The organism is Sporosarcina sp. Y1009 (genome assembly GCF_057669865.1).
In genome coordinates this window covers 18,931-31,108 of sequence record NZ_JBYHFO010000008.1, presented here as the reverse complement: position 1 = coordinate 31,108, position 12,178 = coordinate 18,931, and the positions used below count along the sequence as shown (strand labels likewise).

Here is a 12,178-nt window from a genome sequence, read left to right as displayed (position 1 = left end):
CGCCCGTTCCTGATTAGGAAGGACGCTTTTCTATACATCAACATTCGACGCTAACCGTTACTCGGCTAGTTTTTCAATTAAGATTTCCTTAGCTTTTAATAATTGTGGATCATCTTCTTCAATTTTTTCACGTAACTTACCCATTAAACCAATTGTTGTCTCTCCAATTAGAATTCCAGTAGGTTCAATGTCTAAATCCTCTTGTAACTGTAAAACAGCTTCTTCTGTTTGTTTATCAAACAACCCATCAATTTCACCTGGATTATAGCCAATTGCTTCAAGCATCTCTTCCGCTGATTTCACAGTTGAAGAAAGTAAACCTTCTTTCATTTCTTCAGTTGTATCTAAATATGGTAATAAGGCATAGGAAGGATACGGAACTTCTATATCAGGCTTTATCCCTGTATCGTGAATCCAATTTCCATCTGGTGTTAGCCATTTAGCAGTAGTAATTTTCAGATTTGAACCATCATCCAAGTCTTTTGGTGATTGAACAGTCCCTTTACCAAAAGTTGTAACCCCTACAAGTTGGATGCCAGAAGACTCACTCAGCGCAGCAGCAAGAATTTCTGAAGCCGACGCGCTTCCTTCATCAATTAGAACAGAAACAGGTATATCTATTTTACGACCGCCTGTTGCTTGATATACATCTGGATTACTACCTTTTTCTTGTGTTTGTAATAAATTCTCACCTTTTTTAACAAATAAATCCGAGATTTCCAACGCACCATTTAGTATGCCACCAGGATTTTGTCGTACATCGACGACTAAACCTTCCATACCTTCTTTTTCCATGCTATCAAGTGCTGTTATAAGCTCTTTATATGTGCCTGTTGAAAAACTCGTAATTCTTACATGACCAATTTTATTTTTATCTAATTCGTAGTAAACCGTTTCAATCGGAATGACGTCTCGAATGATTTTAATTTCTATTGGCTCATCCGAAGACCCGCGCATTACTGTCAGCGTGACCTCCGTACCTTTTTCACCTCGAATAAGTAATACAGCCTCTGATGACGACATGCCTTGTATACTGTCTCCATCGACTGCAATGATTTTATCCTTCGGTAATATGCCAGCTCTTTCCGCTGGAGAGTTTTTAATTGGTGATACTACTGCGATATAGCCATCTTGCTCTTGAATTTCTGCACCTATTCCTTCAAAACTGGAAGAAATACTCTCATTTAATTGGCGTGCCTCTTCCTCATTCAAATAATCCGAATAGGGATCTCCTAGTGCATCGATCATTCCATTAATGGCTCCATCAATAATGGTGGAATCATCGATATCTTCAAAGTAGCTACTTTTCAAATTATCATAAGCTTCATATAACTTTTCGAATTCTTCTCGATCAACAGCTTGTTGCGGTGGTTTAATGACCTCTACAACCTTATCTTCTCCTGCGGTTAATATGAAAAACGTAATGCCCGCTGTAACAAGAATAAGACCAAATATAATCATGACGAAGGAAAATGGTTTTAGTTTAATTGAGCGAGTTCCTGGTTGATCTGGAACAGGTGTAAAATCAGAATTGGTTTCATCATTTTGTTGATTTATAGAATCTTTCTCTTTTTCATCCATCCTATTCCCCACTTTCTCAGGTATTGCAATTTGGATAATACGAAAAGACCGCAATTATGTTTAGCCGCAACAGCCAGACTCTTGGGTCATTAGCATGTTCCTTAACCTGTTGAGTCTTGACGGTGCTTTAACATTTCTCTAAGCGGTCTTTATCATCTTATTTTTTTATTGCAGCTTCTAATGCCACAGTAATCATGTCATTGAATGTGAGTTGACGTTCTTCAGCTGTTGTCACTTCACCAGTTAAAATATGGTCACTTACTGTTAAAATCGTAAGTGCTTTTCGACCGAACTTAGCCGCTAACGTATAAAGTGCAGAAGCTTCCATTTCCACAGCCAGAACGCCGTATTTTGCCAGTTTTTCATGATCAGAAAATTCATTGTAAAAAATATCTTCTGTGAAAACATTGCCGACGCGCAAATTCAATCCTTTATCAATTCCAGCTTGATACGCCTTTGTTAATAGACCAAAATCTGCAATGGGTGCAAATTTAATTTTATCAAAAATGATATCATTCATGTTGGAGTTTGACGTTGCACCTTGTGCAATAATAACATCTCTTAATTTTACATCTTCTTGAATTGCTCCGCATGTACCGACGCGAATAAGGTTTTGCACATTATATTCTTGCATAAGCTCAGTTACATAAATAGAGATGGATGGAACACCCATACCAGTTCCTTGAACGGAAATTCGTTCCCCTTTATATGTCCCAGTATATCCGAACATGTTACGCACATCGTTATACTGCGTTACATCCTCCAGAAAGTTTTCCGCGATATATTTGGCCCGAAGGGGGTCTCCTGGTAATAAGACAGTTTCAGCAATCGCACCTTGTTCAGCATTAATATGTATACTCATACATTTTCCCTCACTTTCGAATTCTTACGTTTAATCATACAATTATTGGTCATTAATTGTAAAGGAGTACATCATTATAAACCATATCAGGCCAATACGTTCTCGTTACTCATTGAATGGGTTAATTCTTTCAATATAAGTATTATATAACTCATCAAAAATAATAGGACGCATGTCTTCATCTGATTTTTCTTCTAAATACCGTGATAATGGATCATACGCTTGTTCATCTTTTGGAAAACCAAGATCTCTAAACATACTTTCTGCAAAAACTGCTTTTTCATCATTCTTCCCGCCACCACGATAAGATAAGGCGAACTGATAAAAACTTCGATTCATATCGTAAACTCCTTTGAATCCTCTAGATTATTAAAATAATTTCTGATATTCACTGTAGCCTTCTTTTTCAAAATCAGCAAGTGGAACAAAGCGCATTGCAGCAGAATTAATGCAATAACGAAGGCCGTCTGGTCCTGGTCCATCAGGAAAAACATGTCCTAAATGAGAATCAGCAGTTTTACTTCTCACTTCTGTTCGGCGCATTCCGTGACTATCATCAAAATGCTCATTTACTTCTTGTTCTTCGATTGGTTTTGTAAAACTTGGCCAACCACATCCAGCATCATATTTATCCTTCGAACTAAATAATGGTTTGCCAGATATGATATCTACATATATACCTTCTTCAAAATGGCTGTCATACTCATTTTGAAATGGTTGTTCTGTCCCGTTCTCCTGTGTGACATGGTACTGGATAGCTGTTAACTTTTTCTTTAAATCTTCACTCATGAATCTTCCCTCCAATGATCTTTTTTAAATTGTTCTCTGCCGGATCCTATCGAGTATCTATTATAATGAGTTGGGTTTTTCATATAGTAATCTTGGTGTCCTTCTTCTGCTTTGTAAAATGTTTTGGCAGGAAGAATTTTAGTTGCAATTGGTTTATCGAACTTACCACTTGCTTCGAGTTCCTCTTTCGACTTTTCCGCAAGTATTTTCTGAGCTTCGGAATGGGTAAAGATTACAGTTTCATAAGATTCACCACGATCGAAAAATTGTCCTCCTTGATCAGTCGGATCAATTTGACGCCAAAATATCTCAAGCAAAGTTTCGTACGAAATAACTTCTTCATCAAATGTAATTTGTACAGCCTCTCGATGACCAGTTGTATTTGTACAGACAAGTTCATACGATGGATTTTCTACATCCCCACCCGTATAACCCGAAATGACAGATTCTACGCCTTCATATCGATCAAACGGCTTAACCATACACCAAAAACAACCGCCTGCAAATGTGGCTTTAGATTTAGACATTCGAATACCTCCTTATTTTGGAATTGCTATTTCAAGAATAATTTCATCCTTGTCTAAATTAAACTCTTTCGCTCTTACTTCTAAATCAGCTGAAATTGGCAAAGCTCTTAAATCAATGAATAATTCTTCTTCTTTAGGTCGCACAACCATCCACGGCGGTAGATCAACAGAATCCTTTAAAATCTTCAACACAGCCGCTGGTTGTATGGTTAAATTACCAATTTCAACTTTCGACTGTTTCAATGTCAGATTACCATCAGCGCGCACAATGGGGTCAAAATGCATAATGACTGGAAGCGTATAGGAAAATACAGTAAGTTCTGATAGTAAAATAATATCATCAGCTACTTCCATTGTGACAGGAATTGGCTCTTTTTTAATCGCTTTACGGATATACGTATTCGCAATCCCTTCGAAATCTTTCTTCGTTGCATTCACTGTTAAATAATCAGCTGCTCGATAGTTTGTTTCTGCTTCTCTAATAGGTGGGGAGTCTTCTTGATACCCCAAAAGTATGAATAGGTATACAATACCTGCCGCAACAATACCTGCTAGACCAAAAAATGCGATTTTCCATAAATTCATGACATCAGCCCCCTACATATCTAATTCCCCATCCGATAATTGTAATAACCCGCATTCTTCTATTTTTTCAAGATATCGATTAGCCATTTCCTCGTACCCTTTTGCATTTGGGTGAAAAAAATCGGTATGGTAAACCATATTCGAATTAGATATGAACAAATCCATTACTGGCACGAAGCATGATTTTCCGTCCAATACTGTTTGGACTTCAATTGCTTCATTCCATTCGTCTAAAATCTCCTCAAATCCAGTTTCTTCATCTGTTACAACAGTAAATGGATTATATAATCCACCAACAATAATGATGGCTTTTGAATTTAATGTTCTTATAATCGTAAATATTTCATTTAATCGATTGGAATATTGTTCGAGTTCATCGTAAAAAGATTCTTTTTGCAAATTAAATAAATCACGTTTTACAATCTTCATGATATCATTACCGCCAATAGTAAGCATAACAAAGTTGGCGTCTTTTATAGCGGATTGTGTCTCTTGCTCACTAAGTTGTCGTAAGAGTTGATCACTTCTTCGACCACTAATCGCTATATTCGTTATCTCTACGTCTTTTACACCTTGCCAACTAGTCATCGCATGGGTTAATCGATTGAAATAGCCGCCTCTTTTGAATTCATCTCCGAGACCAACAGTCAAAGAGTCTCCAATCCCTACAACCTGTATCTCTTTTAAAATGAATGTCCCTGGAATGTACCAATCATCAAAAGTAATTTGAGTTCTTTCTGAGACTGGTTCAGTAGATGACGATTGACAACCAGATAAAAATAATGAGAAGACTAGCATCATTATAATAATCCTTCTCATAAGTATAGTTCCCCATTTCTTCATCAAAGAGTCTTATTAATCGAAATAGTACATAAAACCAATCGCACCTTCACCAGTATGAGTACTGATTACTGGTGTTGTAAAAGTATATCTAACATCAGTTATACCTGTATCTTCAAGCATTTTCTTTAGTGGCTCAGCCATAGCTAAACCATTTGCATGGGAAATGCCAACACCTCGAATTATTTTGCCTGCTGTTTCTTCAGTAAACACTTTAAATAAATGAGCAATCACTTGTCGATGGCTTCTTACTTTTGCCACTGGCGTATAAACACCATTTTGTAATGTAGCAATCGGCTTAATCTTTAATAACGAGCCTATAAGACCACGTCCGCGGCCAATCCGACCACCCTTCACGAGGTTGTCCAACTTATCAACTACGACAAATAATGTTGTTTGTTTCTGAACTTTTATAATTCTCGAAGTAATATCTTCTAAACTCTTACCTTGAGATACCATTTTCGCTGCTTCTAGTACTTGAAATGCTAATCCGTGAGAAATATACATTGAATCTATTACAGTCACGTTTGTAGAGGACATTTCAGCAGCGGATTCTGCTGACCCAACCGTTCCGCTCATACCACCTGTCATATGAATGGATATAACTTCTCCTCCGTCTTTTCCGAGTTCATCATATAACTCTTTAAAGACTCCAACAGCAGGTTGAGAACTCTTCGGGAGCTCTACTGATGCACCCATCAAGTCCATAAATTCTGCAGGTTGTAGATCAACCCCATCAATATAAGACTTACCGTCAATTTGAATGGATAATGGCACAACGTGAATCCCAAATTTTACCAATTCTTCTTCTGTAAGATCAGCAGTTGAGTCCGTCACGATATGAATTTTTTTCATAATAACGCCTCTTTCTATAATTACTAGTTGTAAAATCATATCTTTCATTTGTATGAGACGAAAGCTAGTGAAACAAATCATATTCACAGCTTACTATTCTTTCATATGAGCACATTACTTTAAAGTATGCCTATTTTAAAATATCAATCGTGATTCATCAATAATTTTAGACTTTAAATATTATTTCTTATCGTAGACTTGGTAGACAAATGATGTCCCATTTTTAGATATAATTTCTTCTGAAGTAGAAGTCAATGTCCACATATCTTCGTATTCCGGAAAAAAAGTATCCCCGTCAAACTTTTCTTTTATCAATGTAATGTATAGTCTATCCGCCTTATCCATCACCATCTTGAAAATTTCTGCACCGCCAATTATCATAACTTCCGACGCATAATCCTTAGCTTTTTCGATTGCTGATTCTAAATTATTTTCGACGACAACGCCATCAACAGTATAATTTGGATTTCTAGTGATGACAACACTCAACCGACCAGGTAGCGGTCTTCCAATTGATTCATACGTTTTTCTACCCATCACCATTGCCTTGCCCATCGTCATTTTTTTAAAGTAAGCCAAGTCCTCAGGTAAATGCCAAGGTAATTCATTATTTTTGCCAATTACTTTTTGTGTGTCATGCGCTACGATTAATGAAATCATTTAGAAACTTCCTCCTTAAACCGCAATGGGTGCTTTTATTCTTGGATGTGGATCGTAATTCACAATTTCAATGTCAGCTGTTACGAGGTCAAAGATCGATTTATCTGCTCCATTGATTTTTAGGGTTGGTAGTTCTTTTGGTTGACGCCCAAGTTGCTCTTTTACTTGCTCTAGATGATTTGAATAGATATGAGCATCTCCAAGTGTGTGTATGAATTCGCCAACTTCAAGATCGCACTCTTTTGCGATTAAGTGAACAAGTAATGCATAAGACGCAATATTAAATGGAACACCTAAAAAGATATCTGCACTTCTTTGATATAATTGGCAAGACAGTTTTCCATCAGAAACATAAAACTGAAATAGTGCATGACAAGGTGGCAATGCCATGTCTTCAACTTCAGACGGATTCCACGCAGATACAATATGACGTCTTGAGTCGGGATTGTTTTTTAACCCATCAATCAAATTTGCGATTTGATCGATAGATCCTTCTCCAGTCGTCCATGAACGCCATTGTTTACCGTAGACAGGACCCAAATCGCCGTACTTGTTTGCAAAGTCTTGATCTTCTACGACACGTTTTTTAAAAGCCGCCATTTCTTCTTGATAAACTTCTGCAAACGCTATATCTTGCGTTGCTCTATGTCCAAAGTTTGTCATATCGGGGCCAGTATACTCATCACTCTTTACCCATTGCTCAAATGCCCATTCATCCCATATTGGATTTCTTTCATTTATCAACGTTCTAACATTCGTATCGCCTTTTAAAAACCACAATAACTCCGATGTGATGAGTCGAAACGCTGTTTTTTTCGTAGTTAAAAGTGGGAACCCTTTACTTAAATCGAATCTCATTTGATAGCCAAAAGTGCTATAAGTTCCCGTACCTGTACGGTCCTCTTTTTTTGTACCATTTGTTAATACATAATCACAAAGCTCTAAATATTGTTTCAAAATGCATCCTCCTAACAGTTAGTTTTAGTATACCAATAACGACTGCCAATAACGACTCTTACACACAAAAAAACACCACATAAATGGTTTATGATAACCATTTTGGTGGCGTATTTTTAGACCAATAAATATCTCCGATTGTATAATGTGTACTGAAACCATCATCTATTACATGATAATGGAAGTTGAAAAAGAATCCATCTTGTGGACGCTTGTCCGTTCGTACATGAAAGCGAATCAGATCTTTATGGCTATCTTTGTCATAAACGTGGAAGATTTTTTCGGAGTAATTGCCTCCTGGTCTTTCACTAATTGAAAGGTTTCGGTATTCCTTTTCAGTATAACTAAGCAATGTCATTCGAATTGCTTCATCGATCTTCGGAAAAATGACTTCTTCAAATTCATCTGAGATGACTGGTCCAATTTTAGTGCCAAACTTTTCATATGCTAATGTTTTTGCAGAATGAACAAAAGAATCTTCAATCGATTCTATATGATCTTCGATACGTGGATCTTCATCCAAGCCAAGTGTGTAACTGGATTGATTGGATGATTCTTCTTCATGTTTTGAATCACTTTTCTCTTGAAAGTTACTCCAAATATCATGTGTTGGTGTAATCATGCCAAATGTAAGGAGAGCAACTGTAACAATAAGTGATTTTTGCAACCATTTTATCATAGTTTCACCTACAATTGTGTCTATTTTTTAAAGCTACTTCATAGAAGAAGACGAAACTGTTTTGTAAAGGTTTCTTCTTTCTCTCTTTCATTGTACAATAGAAGTATAGAAATGTAAGCCCTTTTTTTGAAGGAGGTATTTTACTGATGGAAGTTGAAGTTTTTTTAGGTATCGGAATGCTAGTGTTAGTGGGTTACTTATGTGCCCTTTGCTTCACACACTAATTAATTAATTTAAAAAATGTCCCGCTGTATATTCATATATAGCGGGACATTTTTTATTATTTTTGTAAGAATCCATAATGAAACTTGGATGTTTTTCGAATTTCCCTTGTTAATTTAAACTGTTCAAACACGGGTGATGAAAAATGATCTTTTACAACAACTCGGCGTTTACTCACACGCACCGCCTCATACATCCACTTTTCTGTCAGTTGACTTTGTAATCCCACCTGGCGCAATGGCGTGAAATTTGATGATTCCTCAAGTGGGGTGCTGAACATTGGATCAATATAAACGACATCCCAACTCGAATCCTCTTGGCTCTCTAAAAAGGTTACGGCTTCTTCAGAAACAACTTGAATGCGCAACATAGCAATGTTAAGTTGTTCAGATGCTGATTGATAAGACCTGAGACCTTCTGACGTTATAAATGCAACTTCAGTGTCACCTTCTACACCCAAAATAGTACCTGTCTCACCAATTTGATAAGCCGCAATAATGCTATCAGAAGCAAGGCCAAGTGTGCAGTCTAGAAATGTATCACCTGGCTCTAACTGTGTCGTTTCTATAAACAAATCTTTTTCACCGTTGAATAATCTTTTGATTCGAAATGCAGCTGTGTCTGGATGGAAGAAAAAAGGTTTCTCCATACCGATTCTATATAATTCATATTGACTAGCACTCGCGACAAGAACGGAACTGTTGTATGCGCTTTGCATTCGTTCAACAGAACGTTTGGCCCGGTCGACAAATGGATAGCCTAAAATTTTTGAAGCATATGTTGCTTTTCTGATGGATTCTTCATTTGGTCTTCCATTTGTTGTAATTATGGTTTTCATTTTACAATGAATTGTTCAAGAACTTCTGTTAAATGTGTTTTGATTGTTTCTTTTTGAGAAATTTCGATTTGCTCTCTTGGTATGAAGTAAGCGAGCGCTCCGTCTTTCCATAGAGCGATAGACGGTGAGCTTGGTGGAACTTCTGAAAAATAACCACGCATCTTTTCAGTTGCTTCTTTATCTTGCCCAGCAAAAACTGTAAATAAGTGGTCTGGTTTCACGTCAATTTCACTGATTGCTTCTTTAACTGCTGGACGGGCTTGTCCTGCCGCACAGCCGCAAACTGAATTGATAACAATTAAAGCACTACCTTGCAGGTTATCCATTGTTTCTTGGACATCTTCTGGTTTGGTAAGTTCCTTAAAGCCGACCTGCACTAAATCCTCCCGCATTTCTTTATAAATACTTTGCATATGTTGATCGTATCCATTCATGTTTTCGCACCCTTTCTAATTTGTTGTAAAATAGGCGATTGTATTGGATTTACAAACTTTATTCTACCTTGTTTTCTGAGCATTTTCATTGAATGCCACTTTTAATGTTTGTGTAGTCAGTTGTTCTAAGTATTTAATAACCCATTACAACATAATTTTCTGTATAATAAATGAATAATATTCGAATGGAGCTGAATCGATGAATCCAGATTTAATTATGTTAATTGTCACTTTGGTGGTAGGCTTTTCACTCTTCTTTATGATTGTTATTGGAAAAGGATCTTCTGCGAAAAATTATTACGCTCTCTTGGTGTTACAATTTCTAGTTATCATAAGCGTAAGTATGTTTATGTTAAACCTTGGCGTAATTGAAACATTCACTTCAACATTCGGTCTTATAACACTTCTAATGTTAATACTAGTACTCACAATAACTAGGACAAAAAAGAAATAATTATGAGAAGAGCGGAAAACTTATGACTAGCTACTTCTTATCTATCTCTTCACCTTAAAGCTTCATTCTTCGAACTGTTCGATTCCGTAACTATAGACCGTCTTCGGCCAAATTAAAAAGACCATCATAAGACGGTCCTGTCAGACTAGACTTTCTGAACTTCAATTTTGTTGGCGTTTATCCTCAATGCTTTTTCTACTTCCGCCAGAATTGTGACTGCATTTTGATATGCACCAACTTGAGTTCCATTTATAATGATTCGGTATATGCCGCTTTGCGCGTTTAATAACTCTGCAATCATTTTTTGTGTGAGTGGGTTCACATAGCCATCTATTACTAGTTTGTTTTTTTGTTGAAAGTTTTTAACGACTGCTAATACTGCAGGTCCAAAACTGTTATCAACAATAAGGTTATACCCAAGCGTGTTAAGGTTTTTTTGCAAAGTACCAATGGCCGGTCCAGTATCTCCGTACTTATATACAACGACGTTCGGAGGTGGTGTGTCTTCTTTTAAGTTGAAGTAAGCGCCAAGACCTTGAGCGATTGCCTCACCTTGTCTCTTTAGACTGGATTCATTTCGCATTGCGATAATATCAACTGTTGAATCCATGAAACCGCCTTCTATAAGAATGGCCGGCATTTTTGATTCTCTAAGCAAATGAAAATTCATCGTTTTGATTCCCCGATCATGAAGGCCCATCTCTTTTACGACCAGTGGATGCACAATCTTCGCAATTTCACGTGACTGTTGACTTGCCGTAGAAAAGATGTAGGTTTCAGTTCCTCCATGTGAACCCCATTTCCCTTGATAGGCATTATGATGAATGGAAATTAACACATCAGCCTTCCAAGCATTGGCACGATTTGTTCGTGTACTAAGCGGAACATCAGCATTTCCAGTCGGATCATCCAAACGCAGGATTTGAACATTTGGAAATATATTTAATTTGGCGATCGCAGCGAGCACTACCTTGTTATTAAATGACCATTCACGCTCTCCGGCAGGGGTTCTTTTTCCAGGGGTATTCAAGCCGTGCCCAGCATCTATTGCAATTTTAACCACATTACTTCATCTCCTATATTATTTAGAGTCTTTTTCGAACTCAAGATCTCCTTACAATATATGTAGAGTCTTTCTACACAAAAGTGGACGAGTCAGCCCATTGGCTTATTTGTTTAATAACCAATGATGAAGGGCGACATAAAGTAAAGCAATTGCATCGGAATCACCTAGCGTGCCTTCGTTAATTTTCTCCATCCATTTTTGGGGAACTACCCCTTTTTTATCTTTTTCGAGATGTCGTAATACAATTGTCGCAGCAGAAATAAGTTCTTCGGGTGTTATTTTTTCTTCGCTATGAAATTTATCCGTAATGGGTTGTAATTTAATATGATTCGCTATTTCTTCAGCAATTGACTCCCCTTCTGATTGCAGAAAAGAATTACCACGTAATTTTATTATGTCACCTAATGTATCCGAAAAATCTACATCAGTAAATATAATTGGGTATTCCGTATTCCAAATCACGTAATAGGTTAACCTTTTTTCACCCATCGCAGTAACATTTGTATCTGAAACATCTGTACCTATTTTTTTCGACGCTATACTTGAACCATAATTAATTGTTACATAGACATCCGCATTGCGCTCTTTCGATTTTTCTTTATATCTCCATTTGGAAGCAGAATGCTCGTCTTTTGAATTATCAATTCGGTATGCTTCTACTCCCCGATAAGATTCAAGTTTTTTAATCATTGCGCAAACGATAATCTCATGACACCTCCATTTCTGATCATCTATAGACATTTCTTTTTCAGTTTTAATCGAATCAGTACTTACATCAATAACGATTTTCACCATATGAAAACTCCTTTTTGTGAATGAACATTATCAT

Annotated in this window: 15 protein-coding genes; all 15 read right to left on the bottom strand. The window is 36.9% G+C overall.

Annotated elements, in window-relative coordinates; genetic code table 11:
• Positions 1-57: 57 nt before the first annotated feature.
• A complete protein-coding gene (locus AC25Y1_RS11450) occupies positions 58-1,581 on the bottom strand; it encodes a lmo1851 family serine protease (protein WP_488148125.1) in 1,524 nt (507 codons plus the stop codon).
• Positions 1,582-1,738: 157 nt separating this feature from the next.
• Complete coding sequence (deoD, locus tag AC25Y1_RS11445; RefSeq protein ID WP_488148124.1) at positions 1,739-2,443, bottom strand: purine-nucleoside phosphorylase; 705 nt, start codon at positions 2,441-2,443, stop codon at positions 1,739-1,741.
• A gap of 105 nt (positions 2,444-2,548) precedes the next feature.
• Positions 2,549-2,782, bottom strand: coding sequence for a YozE family protein (locus AC25Y1_RS11440; RefSeq protein ID WP_488148123.1), 234 nt, complete (start codon positions 2,780-2,782; stop codon positions 2,549-2,551).
• A gap of 30 nt (positions 2,783-2,812) precedes the next feature.
• Positions 2,813-3,232 (bottom strand): peptide-methionine (R)-S-oxide reductase MsrB, encoded by a 420-nt coding sequence (gene msrB / locus AC25Y1_RS11435; protein WP_488148122.1) that lies wholly within the window; start codon positions 3,230-3,232, stop codon positions 2,813-2,815.
• A complete protein-coding gene (gene msrA / locus AC25Y1_RS11430) occupies positions 3,229-3,759 on the bottom strand; it encodes a peptide-methionine (S)-S-oxide reductase MsrA (RefSeq protein ID WP_488148121.1) in 531 nt (176 codons plus the stop codon). Before msrA ends, msrB begins: the two co-directional genes overlap by 4 nt.
• A gap of 12 nt (positions 3,760-3,771) precedes the next feature.
• Positions 3,772-4,344 (bottom strand): YpmS family protein, encoded by a 573-nt coding sequence (locus tag AC25Y1_RS11425; protein WP_488148120.1) that lies wholly within the window; start codon positions 4,342-4,344, stop codon positions 3,772-3,774.
• A gap of 12 nt (positions 4,345-4,356) precedes the next feature.
• Positions 4,357-5,163, bottom strand: coding sequence for an SGNH/GDSL hydrolase family protein (locus tag AC25Y1_RS11420; RefSeq protein WP_488148119.1), 807 nt, complete (start codon positions 5,161-5,163; stop codon positions 4,357-4,359).
• A 36-nt stretch (positions 5,164-5,199) separates the two neighbouring features.
• Positions 5,200-6,039 carry a DegV family protein gene (locus tag AC25Y1_RS11415; protein WP_488148118.1) on the bottom strand — a complete coding sequence of 280 codons (840 nt, stop codon included), beginning with the start codon at positions 6,037-6,039 and terminating at the stop codon, positions 5,200-5,202.
• A gap of 180 nt (positions 6,040-6,219) precedes the next feature.
• Positions 6,220-6,699 (bottom strand): dihydrofolate reductase, encoded by a 480-nt coding sequence (locus AC25Y1_RS11410; protein WP_488148117.1) that lies wholly within the window; start codon positions 6,697-6,699, stop codon positions 6,220-6,222.
• Positions 6,700-6,714: 15 nt separating this feature from the next.
• On the bottom strand, positions 6,715-7,656 hold the full coding sequence (locus AC25Y1_RS11405; protein WP_488148116.1) for a thymidylate synthase: 942 nt from the start codon (positions 7,654-7,656) through the stop codon (positions 6,715-6,717).
• Positions 7,657-7,744: 88 nt separating this feature from the next.
• Positions 7,745-8,335, bottom strand: a complete 591-nt coding sequence (locus tag AC25Y1_RS11400) for a YpjP family protein (protein WP_488148115.1) — start codon at positions 8,333-8,335, stop codon at positions 7,745-7,747.
• A 280-nt stretch (positions 8,336-8,615) separates the two neighbouring features.
• Positions 8,616-9,395: a class I SAM-dependent methyltransferase gene (locus tag AC25Y1_RS11395; protein ID WP_488148114.1), complete on the bottom strand. Its 780-nt coding sequence runs from the start codon at positions 9,393-9,395 to the stop codon at positions 8,616-8,618.
• On the bottom strand, positions 9,392-9,829 hold the full coding sequence (locus AC25Y1_RS11390) for a BrxA/BrxB family bacilliredoxin (RefSeq protein WP_488148113.1): 438 nt from the start codon (positions 9,827-9,829) through the stop codon (positions 9,392-9,394). The genes AC25Y1_RS11395 and AC25Y1_RS11390 overlap by 4 nt, the downstream gene beginning before the upstream one ends.
• Positions 9,830-10,428: 599 nt before the next feature.
• A complete protein-coding gene (locus AC25Y1_RS11385; RefSeq protein WP_488148112.1) occupies positions 10,429-11,346 on the bottom strand; it encodes an N-acetylmuramoyl-L-alanine amidase in 918 nt (305 codons plus the stop codon).
• Between the two features lie 105 nt (positions 11,347-11,451).
• Positions 11,452-12,144, bottom strand: a complete 693-nt coding sequence (locus tag AC25Y1_RS11380; RefSeq protein ID WP_488148111.1) for a hypothetical protein — start codon at positions 12,142-12,144, stop codon at positions 11,452-11,454.
• Positions 12,145-12,178: the final 34 nt, after the last annotated feature.

Bases quoted from the DNA above. Each gene is read 5' to 3' on its own strand.
- AC25Y1_RS11395 (WP_488148114.1), bottom strand. From the start codon at position 9,395: ATGAAAACCATAATTACAACAAATGGAAGACCAAATGAAGAATCCATC.
- AC25Y1_RS11390 (WP_488148113.1), bottom strand. From the start codon at position 9,829: ATGAATGGATACGATCAACATATGCAAAGTATTTATAAAGAAATGCGG.
- AC25Y1_RS11380 (WP_488148111.1), bottom strand. From the start codon at position 12,144: ATGGTGAAAATCGTTATTGATGTAAGTACTGATTCGATTAAAACTGAA.
- deoD (WP_488148124.1), bottom strand. From the start codon at position 2,443: ATGAGTATACATATTAATGCTGAACAAGGTGCGATTGCTGAAACTGTC.
- AC25Y1_RS11440 (WP_488148123.1), bottom strand. From the start codon at position 2,782: ATGAATCGAAGTTTTTATCAGTTCGCCTTATCTTATCGTGGTGGCGGG.
- AC25Y1_RS11420 (WP_488148119.1), bottom strand. From the start codon at position 5,163: ATGAGAAGGATTATTATAATGATGCTAGTCTTCTCATTATTTTTATCT.
- msrB (WP_488148122.1), bottom strand. From the start codon at position 3,232: ATGAGTGAAGATTTAAAGAAAAAGTTAACAGCTATCCAGTACCATGTC.
- msrA (WP_488148121.1), bottom strand. From the start codon at position 3,759: ATGTCTAAATCTAAAGCCACATTTGCAGGCGGTTGTTTTTGGTGTATG.
- AC25Y1_RS11410 (WP_488148117.1), bottom strand. From the start codon at position 6,699: ATGATTTCATTAATCGTAGCGCATGACACACAAAAAGTAATTGGCAAA.
- AC25Y1_RS11450 (WP_488148125.1), bottom strand. From the start codon at position 1,581: ATGGATGAAAAAGAGAAAGATTCTATAAATCAACAAAATGATGAAACC.
- AC25Y1_RS11400 (WP_488148115.1), bottom strand. From the start codon at position 8,335: ATGATAAAATGGTTGCAAAAATCACTTATTGTTACAGTTGCTCTCCTT.
- AC25Y1_RS11415 (WP_488148118.1), bottom strand. From the start codon at position 6,039: ATGAAAAAAATTCATATCGTGACGGACTCAACTGCTGATCTTACAGAA.
- AC25Y1_RS11425 (WP_488148120.1), bottom strand. From the start codon at position 4,344: ATGAATTTATGGAAAATCGCATTTTTTGGTCTAGCAGGTATTGTTGCG.